The sequence below is a fragment of the Buchnera aphidicola (Sitobion avenae) genome, assembly GCF_005082585.1.
Taxonomy (GTDB): domain Bacteria; phylum Pseudomonadota; class Gammaproteobacteria; order Enterobacterales; family Enterobacteriaceae; genus Buchnera; species Buchnera aphidicola_Z.
This window is the reverse complement of record NZ_CP034855.1, coordinates 76,848-98,697: the sequence shown is the minus strand read 5'-3', so window position 1 is coordinate 98,697 and position 21,850 is coordinate 76,848. Positions and strand designations below refer to the sequence as shown.

Annotated in this window: 20 protein-coding genes, 1 other RNA gene and 1 pseudogene; 5 read left to right on the top strand and 17 right to left on the bottom strand. The window is 24.5% G+C overall.

Annotated elements, in window-relative coordinates; all coding sequences use genetic code 11:
• Positions 1–91: 91 nt before the first annotated feature.
• The 3 genes from tkt to D9V77_RS00455 all read right to left on the bottom strand — a co-directional run bounded on the left by tkt (position 92) and on the right by D9V77_RS00455 (position 4,542).
• Positions 92–2,089 carry a transketolase gene (tkt, locus tag D9V77_RS00465; RefSeq protein ID WP_158338021.1) on the bottom strand — a complete coding sequence of 666 codons (1,998 nt, stop codon included), beginning with the start codon at positions 2,087–2,089 and terminating at the stop codon, positions 92–94.
• Positions 2,090–2,143: 54 nt separating this feature from the next.
• A complete protein-coding gene (gene tal, locus D9V77_RS00460) occupies positions 2,144–3,094 on the bottom strand; it encodes a transaldolase (RefSeq protein ID WP_158338019.1) in 951 nt (316 codons plus the stop codon).
• 224 nt (positions 3,095–3,318) lie between these two features.
• Positions 3,319–4,542: a beta-ketoacyl synthase N-terminal-like domain-containing protein gene (locus D9V77_RS00455; protein WP_158338017.1), complete on the bottom strand. Its 1,224-nt coding sequence runs from the start codon at positions 4,540–4,542 to the stop codon at positions 3,319–3,321.
• A 130-nt stretch (positions 4,543–4,672) separates the two neighbouring features.
• Between D9V77_RS00455 and rsmI the strand changes: the two genes are divergently transcribed.
• Both rsmI and rnpB read left to right on the top strand, forming a co-directional pair.
• Positions 4,673–5,533 (top strand): 16S rRNA (cytidine(1402)-2'-O)-methyltransferase, encoded by an 861-nt coding sequence (gene rsmI, locus D9V77_RS00450; protein WP_158338015.1) that lies wholly within the window; start codon positions 4,673–4,675, stop codon positions 5,531–5,533.
• A 20-nt stretch (positions 5,534–5,553) separates the two neighbouring features.
• Positions 5,554–5,923, top strand: an RNA gene (rnpB, locus tag D9V77_RS00445) — RNase P RNA component class A.
• Positions 5,924–5,968: 45 nt separating this feature from the next.
• Here rnpB and pmbA read toward each other — a convergent pair.
• Positions 5,969–7,309, bottom strand: coding sequence for a metalloprotease PmbA (gene pmbA / locus D9V77_RS00440; protein ID WP_158338013.1), 1,341 nt, complete (start codon positions 7,307–7,309; stop codon positions 5,969–5,971).
• A gap of 194 nt (positions 7,310–7,503) precedes the next feature.
• Here pmbA and ppa point away from each other — a divergent pair, with 194 nt between their 5' ends.
• Positions 7,504–8,043: an inorganic diphosphatase gene (ppa, locus tag D9V77_RS00435; protein ID WP_158338011.1), complete on the top strand. Its 540-nt coding sequence runs from the start codon at positions 7,504–7,506 to the stop codon at positions 8,041–8,043.
• A 25-nt stretch (positions 8,044–8,068) separates the two neighbouring features.
• On the opposite strand, the gene D9V77_RS00430 is transcribed toward ppa, so the two are convergent.
• The gene (locus D9V77_RS00430; protein ID WP_158338009.1) at positions 8,069–10,939 is read right to left on the bottom strand and encodes a translocation/assembly module TamB; all 2,871 of its coding nucleotides are present in this window, start codon (positions 10,937–10,939) and stop codon (positions 8,069–8,071) included.
• A gap of 335 nt (positions 10,940–11,274) precedes the next feature.
• Between D9V77_RS00430 and rpmB the strand changes: the two genes are divergently transcribed.
• Positions 11,275–11,502 (top strand): 50S ribosomal protein L28, encoded by a 228-nt coding sequence (rpmB, locus tag D9V77_RS00425; RefSeq protein ID WP_158338007.1) that lies wholly within the window; start codon positions 11,275–11,277, stop codon positions 11,500–11,502.
• Between the two features lie 10 nt (positions 11,503–11,512).
• Positions 11,513–11,680, top strand: a complete 168-nt coding sequence (gene rpmG / locus D9V77_RS00420) for a 50S ribosomal protein L33 (protein ID WP_158338005.1) — start codon at positions 11,513–11,515, stop codon at positions 11,678–11,680.
• Between the two features lie 133 nt (positions 11,681–11,813).
• Here rpmG and fliR read toward each other — a convergent pair whose 3' ends face one another.
• The 12 genes and pseudogenes from fliR to fliF form a co-directional block, all read right to left on the bottom strand.
• Positions 11,814–12,590, bottom strand: a complete 777-nt coding sequence (gene fliR, locus D9V77_RS00415; protein WP_158338003.1) for a flagellar biosynthetic protein FliR — start codon at positions 12,588–12,590, stop codon at positions 11,814–11,816.
• Positions 12,590–12,859: a flagellar biosynthesis protein FliQ gene (fliQ, locus tag D9V77_RS00410; RefSeq protein WP_158338001.1), complete on the bottom strand. Its 270-nt coding sequence runs from the start codon at positions 12,857–12,859 to the stop codon at positions 12,590–12,592. The genes fliR and fliQ overlap by 1 nt, the downstream gene beginning before the upstream one ends.
• A 72-nt stretch (positions 12,860–12,931) precedes the next feature.
• Positions 12,932–13,666 (bottom strand): flagellar type III secretion system pore protein FliP, encoded by a 735-nt coding sequence (gene fliP, locus D9V77_RS03125; protein ID WP_261979305.1) that lies wholly within the window; start codon positions 13,664–13,666, stop codon positions 12,932–12,934.
• A gap of 36 nt (positions 13,667–13,702) precedes the next feature.
• Positions 13,703–14,074, bottom strand: a pseudogene (gene fliO / locus D9V77_RS03120) (flagellar biosynthetic protein FliO); the annotation flags it as partial.
• An 11-nt stretch (positions 14,075–14,085) separates the two neighbouring features.
• Entirely contained in the window at positions 14,086–14,487 is a 402-nt protein-coding gene (gene fliN, locus D9V77_RS00400; protein ID WP_158337997.1) for a flagellar motor switch protein FliN, read from the bottom strand.
• The gene (locus tag D9V77_RS00395; RefSeq protein WP_261979274.1) at positions 14,480–15,442 is read right to left on the bottom strand and encodes a FliM/FliN family flagellar motor switch protein; all 963 of its coding nucleotides are present in this window, start codon (positions 15,440–15,442) and stop codon (positions 14,480–14,482) included. Before D9V77_RS00395 ends, fliN begins: the two co-directional genes overlap by 8 nt.
• Before the next feature lie 83 nt (positions 15,443–15,525).
• Positions 15,526–16,599 (bottom strand): flagellar hook-length control protein FliK, encoded by a 1,074-nt coding sequence (locus tag D9V77_RS00390; RefSeq protein ID WP_158337993.1) that lies wholly within the window; start codon positions 16,597–16,599, stop codon positions 15,526–15,528.
• Positions 16,599–17,051, bottom strand: coding sequence for a flagellar export protein FliJ (locus tag D9V77_RS00385; RefSeq protein WP_158337991.1), 453 nt, complete (start codon positions 17,049–17,051; stop codon positions 16,599–16,601). The genes D9V77_RS00390 and D9V77_RS00385 overlap by 1 nt, the downstream gene beginning before the upstream one ends.
• A 29-nt stretch (positions 17,052–17,080) precedes the next feature.
• A complete protein-coding gene (locus D9V77_RS00380; protein ID WP_158337989.1) occupies positions 17,081–18,442 on the bottom strand; it encodes a FliI/YscN family ATPase in 1,362 nt (453 codons plus the stop codon).
• The gene (locus D9V77_RS00375) at positions 18,442–19,107 is read right to left on the bottom strand and encodes a flagellar assembly protein FliH (protein ID WP_158337987.1); all 666 of its coding nucleotides are present in this window, start codon (positions 19,105–19,107) and stop codon (positions 18,442–18,444) included. Before D9V77_RS00375 ends, D9V77_RS00380 begins: the two co-directional genes overlap by 1 nt.
• Positions 19,100–20,095 carry a flagellar motor switch protein FliG gene (fliG, locus tag D9V77_RS00370; protein WP_158337985.1) on the bottom strand — a complete coding sequence of 332 codons (996 nt, stop codon included), beginning with the start codon at positions 20,093–20,095 and terminating at the stop codon, positions 19,100–19,102. The genes D9V77_RS00375 and fliG overlap by 8 nt, the downstream gene beginning before the upstream one ends.
• Positions 20,092–21,765 carry a flagellar basal-body MS-ring/collar protein FliF gene (fliF, locus tag D9V77_RS00365; protein ID WP_158337983.1) on the bottom strand — a complete coding sequence of 558 codons (1,674 nt, stop codon included), beginning with the start codon at positions 21,763–21,765 and terminating at the stop codon, positions 20,092–20,094. Before fliF ends, fliG begins: the two co-directional genes overlap by 4 nt.
• Positions 21,766–21,850: the final 85 nt, after the last annotated feature.

Here is a 21,850-nt window from a genome sequence, read left to right as displayed (position 1 = left end):
AACATTAATAATAAAAAACGTTATTTTTCTTTTTAACAAAGAGATGGGGCTGTAATCCTCAAGCCCCATAACAATTTAAAATGTTAAAAAATTAAGATTTTAATAGAGCTATTGATTTATCAACTATGTTATCTATAGTAAAACCAAATTTTTTAAATAAATCTTCTGCTGGAGCAGACTCACCAAACGTTTTCATTCCAATAATTAAACCATTTATTCCTACATATTTATACCAAAAATCTTCTATACTAGCTTCAATTGCAATTCTTTTAGTAACATAAGAAGGTAGTACAAATTCTTTATAAGCATGATCTTGTCTGTCAAAAACACTAGTAGAAGGCATTGATACTACACGTGCAGAATAACCTAAAGAAATAATTTTTTTTGCAGCAATTAAAGTAATGTTTAATTCTGAACCAGTTGATATGAAAATAATATCAAGTGGTTTATTAGAATCATATAATATATATGCTCCACAAGAAATACTATCTAATTGTTTAGAATTTCTATGAAATTGATCAAGATTTTGACGAGATAAAATTAATGCTGTAGGTCCTGATTTTTTTTCAAGAGCTTGCTTCCAAGCAACTGCTGTTTCTACTTGATCACTAGGTCTCCATACATCTATATTAGGAGTCATTCGCAAACTAGCTAATTGTTCTATAGGCTGATGTGTAGGACCGTCTTCACCTAATCCAATAGAGTCATGAGTGTATACAAAAATATGTTTTGTATTCATTAAAGCTGCCATACGAACTGCATTGCGTGCATATTCAACAAACATTAAAAATGTAGCAGTATAAGGAATAAAACCTCCATGATGAGATATACCATTTGCAATTGCTGTCATACCAAATTCACGAACTCCATAATGAATATAATTTCCAGATAAGTCATCTGTAATAGAATTACAGCAAGACCACATAGTTAAATTGCTAGGCGACAAATCTGCTGAACCCCCTATTAATTCAGGTAAAATTTTAGCATACTTTTCTAAAGTGTTTTGAGAAGCTTTACGACTGGCAATATTTTGTCTATTTTCTTGTAAAGAATAAATATAGTTCTTAGTTGTTTCATTCCAATTTAAAGGTAATTCTTTATTTATTCGTCGTAAATATTCAAGTGATAAATCAGGATATTTAGATTGATATGAAGAAAACTTTTCATTCCATGTTTTTTCTAGTTCAAAACCTTTTTCTATAAAACTCCATTTTTTATAAATTTTTTTAGGTATTTCAAAAGGAGGATACTTCCAATGTAACTTTTCTCGAGTCAAAGAAATTTCTTTTGTACCAAGAGGAGCCCCATGAGATTCTGCTGTTCCCGACTTATTAGGAGAACCAAAACCAATAATAGTATTGCAAATAATAATTGAAGGTTGATCGGTTATTAATTTTGCTGCTTTTATACTGTTATTTATAGATTCTGAATCATGACCATTTACCGCATCTACTACATGCCAATTATATGATTTAAAACGTTTTGCTGTGTCGTCAGTAAACCAATTAGACACTTTCCCATCTATAGAAATACCGTTTTTATCATAAAAAACAATTAGTTTCCCCAGTTTTAATGTTCCAGCTAAAGAACATACTTCATGAGAAATACCTTCCATTAAACAACCATCACCGACAAAAACCCAAGTATAATGATCAACTATATTATATTCTGGTCGATTAAAATAAGAACTTAATGTTCTTTCTGCAATAGCCATACCAACAGCATTTGCCAATCCTTGCCCTAATGGACCTGTAGTTATTTCAACACCAGGTGTTTCACCTGTTTCAGGATGCCCTGGCGTTTTTGAATTAAGTTGTCTAAAATTTTTTAGTTCTTCGATAGATAAATCATATCCTGTTAGATGTAATAAACTATATAACAACATAGATCCATGTCCGTTAGATAATATAAAACGATCGCGATTATTCCAATTTGGATTTTTCGGATTGTGTTTTAAAAAATCTCTCCATAAAACCTCAGCAATATCCGCCATACCCATAGGCATGCCAGGGTGTCCCGATTGTGCATTTTGTACAGCGTCTATACTTAAAAAACGAATTGCATTAGCCAATTCTATTCGTGAACACATATATTTTCCTTTAGATTAAAATCCTACAAATAAATTGTTATTAATTAAAATTATTTATATTTTTTTAGAAAATATCTTTTCTAAAGATAATTGATCTTTTCCAAAATTACGTATACCTTCAGATAATTTTTGAACTGCCATAGGATCTTGATTATGTTCCCATCGAAATTCTTCTTCAGACAATGGAAGTGGAGCTACTGAAATCACACTAGGAGGATTAAGATGTCTTTCAATTTTTCTAGTATTAGACTCTAATTCTTTTAATAAAACAGGTGAAATAGTTAATCGATCACATCCAGACAAATATAATATTTGTTCAATGTTACGAAAACTAGCTCCCATAATGATAGTTTTATAATCATACTTTTTATAATATTCATATATTTTACAAACAGATATAACTCCAGGATCTTTTCCTATAAAGGATTTAGACAATAAATTTTGAGAAACATACCAATCATAAATACGTCCAACAAAAGGAGATATTAAGAAAACATTTGATTCTGCACAAGCACGCGCTTGAGCAAGGGAAAATAAAAGTGTTAAATTGCAAAGAATATTATCTTTTTTAAGTTCTTCTGCAGCTTTTATACATTCCCATGTGGCAGCTAATTTAATTAAAACTCTATTTCGGGAAATTCCTTCCTCTTCATATAAATGAATTAATTTTCTTGCTTTTAAAATACATTCTTCTGTACTAAAAGACAAACGAGCGTCAACTTCACTAGAAACATAACCTGGTATTTTTTTTAAAATTTCTATTCCAAGATCAACTAGTATCTTATCACTAGCATTAATTATTTTTTCTTTATATAAACCTCCTTTCTTTTTTGCGTATTCTACCGCTTGATCAACAAAATACTGGTTTATACTTGAACTCACCGCTTGCAGTATTAAAGATGGATTAGTCGTAGCATCTTCTGGTTTATACTTACAAATAGATTCTATATCACTAGTATCTGCTACAATAATTGAAAATTGTTTTAAAGCGTTTAATTGATTCATATTTAATCTCTTTTTCTTGGATATAAGTTTAAATAATTTATATATTTTATTTAATTTAAGTTAAAACATATATTAATAATAAAAAATCATTTTAATATTAAAAATATTAAAATGATTTTTTCTGATTCACACTATTTAAATGCACATTTAAAATACACAAATATCTTTATTATATATAAATTTCAAATGTTATTAAACAATATATACATTATTAGAAATATAATTCATTCATATTTTTTTATTATTAATGAAGCATTACTGCCTCCGAAACCAAAACTATTAGACATAGCAGTCCTGATTTTTATATTCATAGTTCTCTGAACAATATTCATATCTTCTGCAAAAGGTTCTAATGTTTCAATATTAATTGTGGGAGCTATAAAATTATTTTTCAACATTAACAATGTATAAATCATTTCATGTACCCCTGAAGCTCCCAATGAATGACCTGTCATTGATTTTGTTGCTGAAATCATTGGTGTTTTTTCATTTAAAAATACTTTTTTAATTGCTTTTAATTCTATCAAATCACCAATCTTGGTAGAAGTTCCATGTACATTAATATAATCAATAGACACGAAATTATTTTTTCTTGCCAAATTCATACAACGAACTGCTCCGTTTCCAGAAGGTGAAATCATACTGTAACCATCAGATGTTGCAGCATATCCAACTATTTCAGCATAAATATTAGCACCGCGCGATAATGCAGAGTTTAATTCTTCAATAACCAAAATTCCTGCACCACCCGAAATTACAAAACCATCACGATTTACATCGTAGACACGTGATGCTTTTTTAGGACGATCATTATAATTAGTAGAAAGAACCCGCATTGCATCAAACTGACTGGCTAATTCTAAACTTATTTCTTCGCCTCCACCTGCAAAGATAAGATCTTGTTTATCAAATTGAATCAACTCAAATGCATTACCAATACAATGAGCTGACGTTGCACAAGCTGAACTTATAGAATAAGTTATTCCATAAATTTTAAAAAAAGTAGATAAACAAGCGGATATTCCAGAAGGCATGGTTTTAACTGCAAGATAAGGACTAATAGTATTTGAAATACATCTATCTTTTATAAGATGTCTATTATTTTTTAAAATATCTTTATAAAAACTACATCCTGATCCAGAAATTAATCCTACACGAGGATTTTTTTGATATGCTGTACTTGTTATCTTAGCATCTTTAATTGCTTCTTTCATGGCTAAGAAAGAATATCTAGAGGCATTATTCATAAAACGAGACAATTTTTGTGTTATTATGTTTAAACTCTCTAATTTAATACTACCCCAAACTTTACTACGCATACCTAATTTCTTCATTTCTTCTGAAAATACAATCCCAGAAGTACCATGGTATAAAGAATCTAGTACTTCTTTTTTATTATTACCAATACTGGAAATAATACCAATACCTGTTATCACTACTCGTCTCAACTTTAATCCTTAAATTTATAAAAAATTGTATTTAACACTAAAATCGGTACTAAAAAATAAAAAAATATTTTATATTTAAATTAAATTAAAATTATTATCATATATACAAAAATATTTTCTGGATAAAAAAATGAATGAATTTTATATCAGTGCTCTTTATATTGTACCAACTCCTATCGGAAATCTATCAGATATTACTTATAGAGCATTAGAAACACTAAAAAATGTTGATATAATTGCAGCTGAAAATATCAAACATACTACTATCCTACTGAAACATTTTAACATTAAAAACCATTTAATATTACTGAATAAAGACAATGAAAACAAACAAAGTGCTCATTTAGTTCAAGAACTAAAACAAGGAAAAAAAATTGCTTTAGTTTCTAATGCAGGTACTCCAATTATCAATGATCCTGGCGGTATATTAATAAAAAAATGTCATTTTTTTAATATCAAAGTCATCCCACTTCCAGGTCCTTGTGCTGCTATTACAGCATTAAGTGCTTCTGGAATAATAAATAATCGCTTTTGCTATGAAGGATTTTTACCTTCTAAGAAAAAATCAAGATGTGATTTGCTCTATTCTTTAAAAGAAGAAACACGAACAATTATTTTTTATGAATCAAAATACAGAATAATTGAAAGTATACAGGATATAATAGAACAAATAGATGAAAATAGACATATAGTAATAGCTAGAGAAATCACAAAAAAATGGGAATCTATTCACGGAGCTAAAGCAACTTTAATACTTCAGTGGCTTAAAGAAGACGAATATCGTTATAAAGGAGAAATAGTTATTATTATTGACGGTTTTAAAAAATTAAAAACAAAAAACCTATCAACAAAAACATTACAAACTTTTTCTATGTTAAGAAAGTTTCTTTCATTAAAAACATCAGTTTTAATGACTTCGAAAATACATAAAATTAATAAAAACAACTTATATCAATACGTAATAAAAAAGAAGAGTGACAAAATTATTTAAACAATGTATCCTTTACTTTTGAAGTTGACCAAACAGTCGCTGTTTAGTTTTGAAAAATTAAAAAGAGGAAAGTCCGGGCTCCATAGAGCAAGGTGCCAGATAACACCTGGAAAGCGTAAGCTTATGACTAGTGCAACAGAAAAAAAACCACCTATTTTTTATAGAAAATATGGCCAGGGTGAAAAGGTGTGGTAAGAGCACACCGCATAATTGGCAACAATTCATGGCATGGTAAACTCCACCTGGAGCAAAGCTAAATATAGGGTAGATTAATTTCTTGTATTGCTCGTACTTTACAAACCCTGGGTAAGCTGCTTGAATTAGTAAGTGATTACTAATCTAGATGAATGACTGTTAAAACAGAACCCGGCTTATAGGTCAACTTCATTAAAACATCAAAGCTTTTGTAAAAACTAATATATTAAAAAACAAAAATCAGTTCCCAGAAATCTGCATTTCAGACAATAATATTGAACCACATTGAATATTATTACGTCGATCAACATCGCTACTAATACTAACAATATTATTCCACATGTTTCTTAAATTTCCTGATATGGTAATTTCATTGACCGGATAAGAAATATTTCCTTTTTCAACTAAAAAACCTATAGCACCACGTGAGTAGTTACCACTAATAATATCAACACCTTGTCCCATCAATTCAGTTACTAATATACCTTTATCCATCTTTTTTAAGAGATCTTCAAAAGATATATTGCTATTTGAAACTATCCAATTATAAATTCCACCGCAATTTCCTGTAGTTTCTAATTTAAGTTTACGAGCATTATAACTATTTAATAACCAAGTTTTTAATACCCCATTTTGAATAATAGACTTAATTGCTGTAGCTACACCTTCATTATCAAAAGTTTTGCTTCCTAAACCTTGTTTTAAATGAGGATTTTCCTCGATATTTAACCAATCAGGGAAAATTCTCATATTTAAATCATTGATTAAAAATGTAGATTTTTGATAAACATTGTCACCACTGATAGCATTGACAAGATGAGAGAAAAAAATATGAGAGATTTCCGATGAAAAAATGACTGGGCATTTCATAGTATCTATTTTTCTAGAACCTAATCTAGACACTGCTCGTTTAGCACTTGTTTGTCCTAAAATTTCTGGTTTCACTAAATGATCTATTTTTCTAGAAATAGAATAATCAAAATCTCTTTGCATAGAATTTTTATCTTGAGAAATCATACAATTATAGGTTGAATGGCGAGTAGATTTATATTTTTCCAACATACCCAAGCTGTTTCCAAAAACGTTTATAGTCACATGACTATTAAAAAAACTACCTTCACTATTAACAATTCTTTTATCAAATTTAAAAGCTGCTTTTTCTGATAGTACAGACATCTTGATTGCACTTTCTATATCAAATTCCCACGGATGAAATAAGTCTAGTTCCATAGAACGGAAACATAAAAATTTTACATCTGGCAAACCTGAAAAAAAATCAGAAGAAGAATACTTGGAAATATTAACAGCTATTTCTAACATTTTCTTAATACTTTTAATACTAAAATCTTTCGATGACACACTACCTTTAGAAAACTTATTATACACGGTGATAAATAACACACTATCATTATTAAACTCTACGTTTTCTACAATACCATTTCTCACATTAACACTAATACCAATTGTTTTTCTTATTAATACGTCTATTGACGCATTGATATTTTTAGATAATTGCAAAGTTTCTTTTGCTGTATTTAAAAGAAATAATTCTTCTTTTTCTATTTCTTTAATCAAAGTCATATATAAACCCTTAAAAAACGTTTGTTTATTTATTAATATTATATTAAAAAAAATTTAAAATTAAAATAAATTAGTTTGTGTAAAATATAGATATAATTATTCTTCAATGTTAAAATTTATTTAATTTTATATCTTTATCTACTTATCTTATAAGCATACTAAAATAACTTCAGATTATTATAAAGGCAAAAAAAATGCATTTAAATAAAATTATAGCTGGTCATGATATACCTAATGATATATACGTTATCATAGAAATTTCATCAAATTCATCTCCCATTAAATATGAAATAGATAAAAAATCAGGCATGCTTTTTGTAGATCGTTTTATACCTACTCCCATGTTTTATCCATGCAACTATGGATATATTAATCAAACATTGTCTCTAGATGGTGATCCTTTAGACGTTTTAGTACCTTCTCATTATCCAATACAATCCAATTGTGTGATTCACTGTAAACCTATTGGAATATTCAAGATGCATGATGAATCAGGCCATGATGCTAAAATTATAGCAGTACCTAAAAGTAAAATTTGTCAAGAATATAAAAATATAAATGACATATCAGATGTACCGGAATTATTAAAAAAACAAATTTCACATTTTTTTCAACATTATAAACAACTGGAACAGGAAAAATGGGTAGAAATTATTGGATGGGGAAATTGTCAAGATGCAAAATTAGAAATTAATGATGCATATAACCGTGCTAAAAAAAATAATACATTTTAAAATAAGTAATATATTTTTAATAAAATTAAAAAATAAAATTTTTTTCATTGATTTTAAAATCAAATAAAGAAAATTTTATATATCCGATTAAATCATATTTTGAAAGTAAATAGTGTAAATTTAATTGAGATGAAAACTTTAGTTTTATTTTAGGAAAAATTAATACTGCTATTTTTTTGCTCTTAAACAAGAGAGTCCACTCTGTATTAGTAGAATTCTTAAAAACGGGGTTAAATGTAAATAACACACTTCCTTTTTTCATTATGATTTCTTGATTAATTTTTATAGCATCTACTTTTCCTGAAAAATATGGAAAAAATAAAATCATATACTTTAATATATTATCACTTCTAATAAAAATATTTTTAAAATTAATATCAGCCAATACTTTAGGCTGATTTAAAGTACCAAAAATTTTTATTTTACTTTTAAAGATACCATTGACTTTTTTAAAGTTTGTAGCAAAAAAATTTATAAAAGAAAAAGGAAAATTATAAATAGTAAATTCACTTTTTATATTCTTTTTATCATAAATATCCATAATATTTAAATATCCAAAAACACTCATATTTTTTAATTTTTTTATTGTCCATTTACTTGTAAGATTGCTTTTTATTAAGTTGATAGATACATTAATATAATCTATTTTTTCCATAAAAATTTTTTGGTTTATATTTTTTTCTAATTTTATATTGTTACCTGTTAAAAATATTTTTCCATCAGAAACCTTCTCTCCCAAAATCCATTTTAATTTTGACTTAATAGATAATTTGCTTTTAAAACTCACAAGAGATTGATTGAATATATTAAAAAAAGATTTCTTTATATCATGTAAGAAAGATGAAAAAATCTTTTTTGTCTTAACGTTTTTTTTGTAAAAATTACGAATTTGATTATTAGCATCATAATAATTAATCGAATTATTTTTTTGTGCAGTTACTTTTCCCCCTAAAATTTGAATATTTATTGCTTTAAAAAAACCATGCCAATTTCCTGTTTTTTTATTAAACATCCCATTTATAATTAAATTTATATATAATCCACGACTTTTTAATAACAAAGAAAAATTTTGATCATCATTTTTAGACCGAGTTTGAATATGTAAAGTATTAATATAAAAACTATTAAAATAGAATTTTTTTATGTCGATTAACATTTTTTCTAAAAACATATTGTCACTATTAATTTTTGATACTATTTTAATTTTTTTCAAATAAACATTATTCCAATTTAAATTTCTAGCTAAAATTTCACTGGTCATAATAGGAAATATACCATTACCACGAAAATTCATTTTTGCTTCAAGTACGCCTTTTAAATTAGGTAAAAAGTAATCTAAATCATTAGCGTAAATAGATGAATTAATATCATATTTTGTTCCCAAAGCACCATTTAAATATAATGTATTTTTTCCCAGTAATAATTTTACCCGAGGAATTTCTATATAATTAAAATTTTTATAATATATAGATCCTAGTATAGAAAATTTTTTTTGCATTATATTTCCATTTAAATTTATCTTTGGGATACTTAAATTATATATGTTATCATGAGATTTTCCTAATATATTCATTTTTCCTATTAATTCTAATATCTCTCGATGGCATCTAATCTTATTTTTTAAATTAATCATTGCTTTATAGATTTTTTTTTTCTTAATTAGAAAAAATTTAACTTGTTTTAAAAATATATTTTTTAAATTACCTGTTCCTTTGAGATTAATAAAAATTGAAGGATAATCTGGTATAGTAAAAATATTTTTTAAAGATAAAAAATAATTATTTATTTTTCCTTTTAAAATAGCCTTAAAACTATTTAATTTAAAAATATAGTCTTTTTTAATCGTCCAAAATAAATTCCGGCTCTGTAATTTTATAAAAAATGGATAATCAGTACTATTTAAAAGAACTGATCCATAAAATTGAACTTTATATAAATCTTGAGATTTTAATTTAAATATAAATTTATTATGTGAATTTAAATTGGCTTTAAAAGATAAATTTATGCTTCTATTATAAAGTCTTGGCAAGACTACAATATTTTTCATCAAACATGAAATCGAATGATTTTCATTAAAAAAAATTTTTCCATAAGATTTTATTGTAAAAAAAGAAGAAGCTATTTTTAGTTTTTTTATATTGAAAATATTATTTTCTATTTGAGCTTTTAATTCCAATTGAAATAAATTATTATTTTTGTAATCTATTAATTTTATTTCATTACATTTTAAAGAAGTTAAGTTGATATTTAATGGAACAAAAAATTTTTTTTTATTTGAAAAAAACTTTAAAATACTATATATTTTTTTAGTATTATTAAATTTTTTAATGACATTTAATTTCTTTAAAATATTGTTTTTTTTAAAACTAATTTTTGAACATGCCAAATGAACAGTACCTACATGTGTAGGTGATAAAATAATATTATTATTTATTAATTGTACACCACTAGAAACATTGAAAAAAAATATATGTGCTTTAGGTAATTTAAAAAAAATTTTATCTACATGTATATGTTTAAAAATTGTAGGATATTTTATAAAGATATTTTTTTCTAAGAAATCAGAGGATATATTCTTTTCCAATGAAACCATTAAATTTTTTGTTTCAATTTCTTTAAAAATTGTTGATTTTTTAAATAAAGATCTAGTATCTAGTATCACATGTATACTATTAGCTGTCATTGAGATTCCAAAAACGTTGTATTTAATATTTTTTAATGTAAAATCTCGCCAATTTCCATATATTTCTTCTACTTTTAATCCTATTAAAAAACGACTAGTAAAATTAAAAATCCATTTAAATCCTATATTACTTTCTATAAATAATATAAAAATTACAAAGAAAACAGAAAAAAAAATCAAAGATTTGGACAAGCATCTTTGATATATACTCATAAAAGTTGTCCTAATTTAGTATTAACTTATAAATATAAAAGTTAATTTTATAATACAATAACTATTAGTTAATGTAATATATTTTATATTGAAAATATAAAAAATATATTTTCTATTTTATACATGTTGTTTTAAAATTATTTTATAATAAATTCATATTTCATTAAAAAAAATTTATATATTTAGAATATACTAAATTTAATTTGAAAAAATCATTCAAAATTAAAGAACTGTTATAGTATTTTATAATATGTTAAAATGTTTTTTCTATAAGATAATATTTTTAAGATTTATTGACTTTAAATATATTCAATTTAAATTTGAGAGAATAAATCATGTCACGTATATGTCAAGTTACCGGTAAAAAAAGAATGATTGGAAATAATCGTTCTCACGCCATGAATGCGACCAAAAGAAAATTTTTAATAAATATTCAATACCATCGTTTTTGGATTTCTGACGAAAAAAGATTTGTGAAATTACGTGTTTCAACTAATGGAATGCGTTGTATTGATAAAAACGGAATTGAAACAATAATTAAAAAAATTAATTTTAAAAAATAAAGGATTCTGAATGGCTAAAAAAACTCGTGAAAAAATAAAAATGATATCATCTGCAGGAACTGGACATTATTACACTACAACTAAAAATAAAAGAAATACACCAGATAAATTAACATTTAAAAAATATGATCCTGTGATTCGCAAACATGTCTTATACAATGAAGGGAAAATAAAGTAATAATTATAAATATATTTATGAGAAAAATAATTTAGCAATTTTAAATTAAAGTATAATTTTTCAAAAATTATACTTTATTTATAAAATTATTTAAATGTTTAAATTTATTAGATATGTTTTTATATAATAACAGTTATATATATAAAAAAGTGTTTTTTATAAAAAATATTAAATCATTTAACATTTTTTCAAAAAAAGGAAATGTAACAGGAATTAAGAAATATAATATCAATATACCTACTAATAAATTTAATGGAAATCCAATCGAAAAAATAGATATCTGAGGAGATAGACGATTTAATAAACTCATTATAAAACTAAGAGATAATAAAAAAATCATAACAGGAGAGATAAACAAAAGACTATTTAAAAAAATATAGCTAGAAAATTTTAATAAAGCAAAAAAAATATTAATTTTAAAAAAATAACCTTCAATAGGCATGCTATAAAAACTTTCAATCAGTATAGAAATCAAATAAAGATGAGCATTAAGAGTTAAAAAAAAACATAAAGTTAAAATATTTAAGAAACGAGATATTATAGAAGTACCAATATGACTATTACTATTAAAAAAGGTTGCAAATGATAAACCCATTTGCAAGCCTATTATTTCACCAGACAAATTTACTGTTACAAATAATAATTGCACAGTAAAACCTAAAACAATACCAATTAACATTTGCTGTAAAAGCAACAAAAACCCAAGAGATGAAAATAATACCGTATGAACTTCAGGTAAAAAAGGAGATATTAACCAACTGATAATAGCAGATAAAATAATTTTATTTTTTTTATTAATCAGCTTGTCATTAAAAATAGGTGCAGCAGAAAAAAAAGATAAAACTCGTATCATAGGCCAAAAAAAATTGCTAATTAAAGTTATCAACTGCAAAGTATTAAATGTTAACATTATTTAATAATCAATGGTATATTGTTAAATAAATTATGCATATAGTCTAGCATAATACCTAACATCCAAGGTCCAAGTATTGCTATCGCCCCTAAAACAGAAATAATTTTAGGAATAAAAGATAAAGTCTGCTCATTAATTTGTGTAGCTGCTTGTAATATACTGATAATTAAACCACTAATTAAAGCTGCTAATAATAATGGTGATGCAATAATTAATGTTACTTTCATAGCATTATGAAATAATTCCATTACATATTCAGATGTCATAAATAAACATCTCCATTTTTTAAAGTCAATTAAAAATTATTTATGATATATCAAAAACATTACATGAAGATATCATGTATTAAAGCTTTGTGCTAATGAAGTAATTAATAGTTGCCATCCATCTACTAATACAAACAACATTAATTTAAAGGGCAAGGAAATAGTTGAAGGTGGTACCATCATCATACCAAGAGCCATCAATACACTAGCTACAACTAAATCAATAATAAGAAATGGGATAAAAATAGTAAACCCAATTTGAAAAGCCGTTTTTAATTCACTAGTAATAAATGATGGTAATAAAATTCGCATTGGTATATCATTTTTATTTTTATAATAAGAAATATTCGCTAGTTTTGAGAATAATTCTAAATCAGGTATACGTGTTTGGTTTAACATAAATTTTTTTAACGGAACTGAACCTTTTAAAATGGCATCTTCCATATTTATTTTTTCTTCACTAAATGGAATATAAGCGTCTTTATAGATTTTATCAAATGTAGGAGACATAATAAAAAAAGTTAAAAAAAGCGCTAAACCAAGTAAAATTTGATTTGGAGGTGCATATGGAGTGCCTAATGCGTTTCGTAAAAGACCAAAAACAATAACAATTCTTGTAAAACTAGTCATCATTAATAAAAATGCTGGAAGAAAAGTTAAAGATGTTAAAAAAACCAATGTTTGTACAGGTACAGACCAGGTTTGTCCACCATCATTTAAAATATGACTTGTTAGTCCAGGTATTTCTGCACGAACAGTTGGACAAAAAAATAATAAAAATAAAAATGGAATAATTCGATAAAACATTGTTTTTTTCCAGGAAATTTTAGAAAAATTCTTTAAATAACGATTGAAAAAACTGTTTTGAAATAGAGTATCATCTATTGCTTTATTTATCGGTTCATTTTTTAAAACATATGGATATGTATACAAATGAGTGATATTTTTTGTTGTTACTCCTAACACTAATCTTACTTTTTCAACTTCTATTAGAATAATAGATTGTTGAGATCCAATAGATAACCTATCTATAATTTTCACGTGAGATATTTTGTTGTTAATTCTAAAAACCGAAATTTTTTTTAAGATCCAACTTAAAATTAATATTAGCAATATTATTTCAGACAATGAGCTAATTATTTTAAAAAATTCTGGACTATTAAATATTGTCTGAAAAGTATTTGATATTAATTGAAAAAATAAATTATTTTCCATAAAGTTTAAATTTAAGATAAAATATTTATAGTTTTTAAAGATTTTTTTATGCTTGTAATGCGAAGACCATATTTCTTTTCTAAAACTACAATTTCACCCGATGCAATTAAATGACCATTAATAAATATGTCTAATGGATCTTTTATCGGTTTGTCTAAAATTAACATGCTTCCTTTAGAAAAGCTAAGAAAATCTTTTATTTTTATTTTTGATGCTCCTAATTCCACAGTAATATTAACAGGTGTATTAAGTATAATTTTTTTATTATTTATTACATCTTTAGAATCATTTAAAATATTTTTATTTAAATGTTTTGGAGATAATATATTTTCATTAATCTCTTTATCTTTAGAAGTTTTTTTTTCAGAATCGATCAATTTTTTCTTATCTGAGTTTTCTTCTATATTACTCATTAAAACATTCCTTATCTTGATTGAACTCTATATTAGAGTGAATAAATTCTTCTATAAAAACAATAGATTGTTCATTAAATCTTTTATAGTTACCTAAAAAAACCTCTTGATCTTCTATAAATCCTACAATTTTATTAGGTTTCTGAATTGATAAAATATCTCCTATAGATAAATTAGAAATTTTATCATGCGAAATAGAAATACCAATTATTTTAGATATGATATTCAGTTTAACATCATATATATCATTCAAAGAAACTCTATTTACAATATTTTCTTCTAGATTTATATTGGCATGATTATCACTAGTTGAACAAACTATATTTTTATTTATATGTTTAAGTATTGATATTGGAATTAAAATATTGAAAAAAAATTCAACATTATTGATTTGAAAACTAAAATAATTAATTAAAAATACTGTATTTGAATCAAAATTCGATTTCTTGATATCATAAAAAGTTTTTGTATTAATAAAATTAATTTCTGGTGAAAAATATTTTTTATAAATCTTAGTAAAAGAATTAGTTATAAATTTAATAATTTTTATATTTATTAAAGATTCAGTAGATGTAATATCTGTTATTTTTTTAGTTGTATTTGAAAAAAAACCTTGACCTCCAAATAAAATATCTATAATAAAAGATAAAAAATTATGAGGAAAAATGACAAAACATTGCTTTTTATAAGGTAATATTTCTATTAAATTAAGAGATCTTAAATTTTGTATGATTTTCTTGTCAAAATTAAAAGATCCAATATGCATATTACAAGAAACTAATCTCACACTACTTTTAATAAAATTAGAAAAAAATTTTGTACACTGATCTATAAAACAATTATTTATGGTTTTTAATAGTTTAATTTCATATTCTGTTAGAAAATTCTTTAAATTATTTTTTCTTTTATTATTGTTAAATTCATTGTACAAATTATTACTTTTCCCCATTTGCATCCCTCACAGGTAAAAGTTATTAAAAAAAACTGAAAATACGATTTTTTTATACACCAAAGAGTATAAATATTTTATATTCTTGATTACACGTATATATCAATTAGTTTATATTGCATAAGACTATCAGTGCGAGAAACATTTTTGTAGTTTTTTACTTGTTTATTTTTTGAAGAACTGCAAATATTAAAATTTTCTAATTTAATTCCATTTTTCATTAATGAATTTCGTAAATAAGGCATATAATTATCTAAAAAAATTCTTATTTTTTTACATTGAGAAATAAATTTTAATGTGGCTGCATTATTTTTCATATTAATGATAATATGTATATTGCCTAAAGATTCTGGTTTTAAATGTATTTCTGCTTGATTATCTTTATTAGAAATAGACAAAAGTATTTTATGACTAATTAATTTTTTCCATTCAATAGAGTTTTGTGAATCATTTAAAGTTAATGGTTCTACATTTGATTTTATATATTCTTTTTTATTAAAAATTTGAATTGAATTTCTTCGAACAATCACATTATCGATTTTATTTATATTTTTAGATAAAAATAAATTACTTTTATTTTGTTTTATATCTGTTGAAAAAGTTATTTTTTTTTCATCTTTTATAAAAGACATATTTTTTCTATTGATATTATTAATATTTATTTCTTTTAAAAAAGAGTCATTATTTATTTTGTTAATTAAATTACAATGATTTTTGTTGTTTATTAGTTCACTAGAGACTTTTTTAGTCTTTAATATGTTGAATGTTTCTTTAATTTTATTTTTTTTATATTTTTTTATATTTTTAAAAAAATTAATAGCATTTAATGAACTATCGTGCGGTCTTCCTGTCTTTTTTTTTTCGATTTTGTCATCTTTTATATCATTAAATTGTTTTGAATCAAAATTTATATCTTTTTTATTTAGAATATGTAATAAATTATTAATTATAAAATTAGCACATATAATATTTTTATCTTCATTATCTTTTTTTTCTTCCGTGAAAACATTATCAAATTCTATTGCTTGATGTAACAAGTATTGATTTAATTTATTAAAAACGGATTCTGATAAATCTGATTCGTAAATAATATTAAAATAATTATTGGCTTTATTCAAAAAAATATTTTTTTGTGAAACTATATTGCAAATCATTTCTGACATTATAGTACTTGTCCTTTTTTAAAAAATTTCAATTGAATGTAACTATCATCAATTATTTCTTGCTGTATTTTTTTTGTTTTAAATATTTTCTTTTTATATTTTATATTTAAATGTTTCCAAACATTTTGTTTCATTTGATTTTTAGACAATTTTTTTAAATTGTCTTCAATAATTTTTTTATTTTTTTCAATTCTATTTACATTATCTTCAATAATTGTTTCTAATATCTTAATAAAATTATTATAGTTTTTCCACTTATGTATGCAAATACCTGAAGTCATTTTATTATATATTTTTTTTGAATATTCTTTTTGATAATTAATTAATAGTTTTATTTGTTCAGTATTCTGTTTTTTTTTTAAATAAAGACTTTTAATGTTGATTATTTCTTTTTCAATTTTTTTAATTTCAATGTCTTCTAATACAGAAAAAAAATTTTTTTTATATATCATTAGTATAATACATCCAAAATATTTAGATGTTAAAGAAATATTTCATTTAACGATTGACAAGAAAAAACATAATCACTTTTTTCTGACATTTCTTGTTGTAAAAATTTTTCTAATTTAGGCCAAATTTTTATTGCATGATCTAATACTGAATCAGTTCCTTTAACATAAGCACCTATATTTATTAAATCTTTATTTCTTTGATAAGATGCGACTAATTTTTTAAAATAAAAAGCTTGTTTATACTGTTTAGAACTAATAATATCAGGCATAACACGACTGATAGAAGATTCAATATCAATTGCAGGATAATGACCTAAATCAGCATAATAACGAGATAATACAATATGCCCATCTAATATAGAGCGAGCAAGATGTGAAACTGGATCTTGTTCATCTTCGCCTTCAGTTAAAACTGTATAAAATGAAGTAATCGAACCTTTGTCTTTATTAAAAATTCCCGTACGTTCTATTAAATTTGGAATTTTTGAAAATATAGAAGCTGGATAACCTTTTGAAATAGGCAACTCGCCTAAAGATAATGCAATTTCTCGTTGTGCCATAGCATAACGAGTCAAAGAATCCATAATTAACAATACGTGTTTGTTACTGTTATAAAAATATTCAGCAATATTAATAGCATAAGATGCTGCTTGTATTTTTAACAAAGGCGATTTATCTGCAGGAGCAGCAATTACTACTGATTTTGATAATCCCTCAACACCCAATATATTTTCTATGAAATCTTTTACTTCTCGACCTCGCTCTCCAATTAGAGCAATAATAATAACGTCAGCTTTTGTATACCTTGCCATCATACCTAATAGAATACTTTTACCAATACCTGAAGTAGAAAAAATTCCTATTTTTTGTCCTCTCCCAATAGTGAGAAGTCCATTTATAGCACGTATTCCAGTATCTAATACTTCAGTAATTGGAGTTCTATTTAATGGGTTATCTTTATAAATTTTTATTTTAGCATGATTTTTATAATTAATTTTAGGCAATTGATCTAATGGTTTTCCTTGACCATCTAATACTCTACCTAAGAGTTCTAACCCTAATGGCATTTTTTTTGTAACACAATTTACATAACTATTTAATTTTGAAAAAACACGCGCTCCAGGAAATACACCATAAATTTCTTCAAAAGATAGCAATAAAGTTTTGTCTCTTGAAAAACCTATCACTTCAGCATTAATATTTGCATTTTTACCATCTACTATTCTTTCAATAAAACATTCTGAACCAATGGGTGCTTTTAATCCTGAAACTTCTAAAACTAATCCATTAATACTAACGAGACGACCATAATTAATAATATCAGACAGTTTCTCAATCCTATTTTCAAAAGAAGAAAAATTTTTTAAAAATTGAGCAAATCTTAAATTCATTAATATTCCTCTGAATTAATAAGACGACATAATTCTTCCCATCTAGCATGTGCTGTAGCATCTATATCAGTACTTTCTGATCTAATTTTACAACCATTTAAATCTATACTATCGTCGGAAATTACTGTCCATTTATAAGTACTTAAAAACTCTTTAAAGATATTTTCTATTAATTTTTTATTATTAGAATGCACTATAAGTTGTGGTTTTTTTAAAAAAATACCATCTTTATCGATAATTTTTTTGATATGATTTATTAGAACTGATTCATCAAAATCAATTTTTTTTCCAATTACATAAGATGAAATTTTTAAAACTGTTTTTAACAATTGAGAATATAGTGCATTTTCAAAAATAAAAAGAGCTTTTTCAAAATTCAAAAATAAATTATTTAATTTTTTTTGTAATAAAATATTCTCTTCTTTACCTTGTAATAATCCTTTTTCAAAACCTATTTTATATTCTTTAGTTTTTGTAAAATCTACTTCAGTTTTACGTGTATTATTACTTACAAGGTTTTGTGAGCTTATCAAATCTACAAGAAAATCTTCTTTTTTAAATTTATCAGAATCATATAAAGTTCTTTTATTCTTTTTTGTATGTTTTAAAAATGTTTTTCTTGGATACCATCTTTTCCATTTTTCTTCTAAGATCGAATTAGACATAATACTCTCTTAAATTTTTTAATGAAACACTTCCATTTTTTATAATACTTTTAATCATTATCAAAATTAGCTTTTGCTCATTTTGTATTGAAGTATTAGAAATATAAGATTTTTTTTGCAAACTTAAAGATAATTTTCTAGATTCTATCTCGGACATATTTTTAAAGAACTTTTCTCTAATCAGGGAATTAGTATCTTGAAGTGCAATATACAATTTTTCTTTTTCTATATTTTTTATTGCAAGTTTAATATATTTATCATCTAAATCTACTAAATTTTCAAATAAAAACATTTCTTTAATAATTTTGTCAGCTAATTCTACATTCAATTTACTAATTTTTTTTATAGTTTCTTTTTCATGTTGCACTTTCATTGAATTTAAAATTTGAACAGCAGTTTTTACCCCTCCTTGATCTGATAGAACTAATTTTTTATTTTTTAATAAATTATTAATAACTTGTGTCAATTCTACTAAACAAGATTCTTCGATCCCGCGAAAATCTATAATTCTTAATATAATTTCAGCACGTTTTTTATCACTGAGAAATGAAAGGACTTGAGCTGCTTGATTTTTGTTAAGATATATTAGTATTGTAGTAATAATTTGAGGATGTTCATTATCTAATAAAAAAGCAACTTGTTTGGCTTTCATATAGTTAAGTGCTTCAATACATGTTTTGGCGTTTCGGATTTCTAATGCTTCTTGTAAAAGAAAATTTCCTTGTTTTTCTCCTAATGCTGTAGTCAGCATCTTAATAAGATACTCGTCACTATTATTGCAGTTAAAAATATTGCTTTTCATTGCAATATTATAGCATTCTAAGAGAGTTTCGTTTAATTTTTGAGTAGAAACTCTTTTAATATTAACCATAGCAGTTATGAGTTCTTGCACTTCAAAAGGAGTTAAATGTTTTAATATTTTTCCTGCTTGATCAGTACCTATTGACATTAATAATAATGCACTTTTCTCAATACCATTTAAAATCATATTTTATCACTCATCCATTGACGAATAATCAACGCTATAGTACGTGGATTCTGATTAGATATATTGCAAATTTTATGGATTAACGTATCTACGTTTAAATTATTTTGAATATCTACTTGAGCAACGTGTTTTTCTATAATATTATATTCTTTTTGATCTCTATTTTCTCTTATAATCGGCGTATTTTTAATAGTGTTATTTTTTGAAAATGGACAAATATATTTTTTTAATAAAAGAACAAGTAAAAAGGAAGAAAAAATCCATGGAGCAAAAGTAAGTAAAGAATTTGATAACGTAAACGTATTTGAATTATTTATTTTAACTGGTATGTTTTCATCATTATATTTATTAACAAATGATGCATTAAGAAGATGAATGCTATCTCCTCGAGATCTAGAATATCCTATTGCTTCACGTATTAATTTCTTAATATTTTTTACTTTTTCTGGTGTTAACGGAACATATTTTCCGTTTTCATCTTTAGTAAAATTAATTATTACTGCTGCTGATAATCTTTTAATTTCTCCTATATTCATTTTAGTATGTGATACACTGCGATTTAATTCATAATTGATCGTATTATCTCTATTAATATTACTATTAAAAGGTGTATAATTATCTTTTACACTTTTACTAGTATTAATAGGCTTTAATTTTTTTATATTTGTATTATTTTGAATATTCTTATCAAAATAAACATCATTATTCGATAAAGAACTTGCTATATCTTCTTTTATATTTTCTTGCTCTATTTGATCATGAATACTTATCTGATGGGATCTTATTGCTTGATTTTTATAATTAGTATTTGGTGAATATTTTTCCTGTGTTTTTTCTTGTGCATTAAAATCTATTTGTGCAGTTACCTGGGCGTAAATATTACCTATTCCCACCAACGGTTCTAAAATATTTTTTATTCTATTTCTATAACGAGACTCAATATCTTCAGAATATTTAAACTGTACATCATTAATTTGATCATATTCTAAAGAAGTCTGATTTAATAATCTTCCTAATTGATCTACAATAGTAATATTTTCTACTGAAAGATTAGATATACTACTGGAAATTAAATGTAATATTGCCTTGATTTGTCCTGTATTTAGTGTACTTCCTGTTTGAAGTTCTAAAACAACAGAAGCTGACGATTTTTGTTTATCTTGTAAAAACAGTGATGATTTAGGAAATACTATGTGTATTCTAGCACTTTTTACAATATTAATTCTTTGTATAGTTCTAGCTAATTCGCCTTCTAAAGCACGTTGATAATTAATTTGCTCATTAAATTGACTTAATCCAAATTTTTCTTTGTCTAACAACTCAAAACCAACACCCCCCCCTCTAGGAAGATTATTTTCTGCAAAATGCAAACGAATTTCATAAACTTTATTTTTTGGAACTGATATTTGTCCTGAAATATCAGTAAATTGATAAGGAACTTTCATTTGATTTAATTCATTAATAATAGCTCCACTATCTTCATTAGATAAATGATTGTATAAAACTTGATACTCGGGAGACTTAACTAATATTGAAACAGAAACAGCAGTAAGAACTGCGGCTGTTAATAAAATAATTAAAATACGAGAATTTTTTAAAAAACGAGATAAAAAATTATTAAATTTTTTTTTATTTTTTACAACTGAATCTTCTATAGCACTGAAATTCATGAAATCTTCCTATCTGAATAATTAGTTCTAACTATAATTTAGTGATAATTAAAAAATTTCATTAAAAAGTATGAAATAAAAAAAT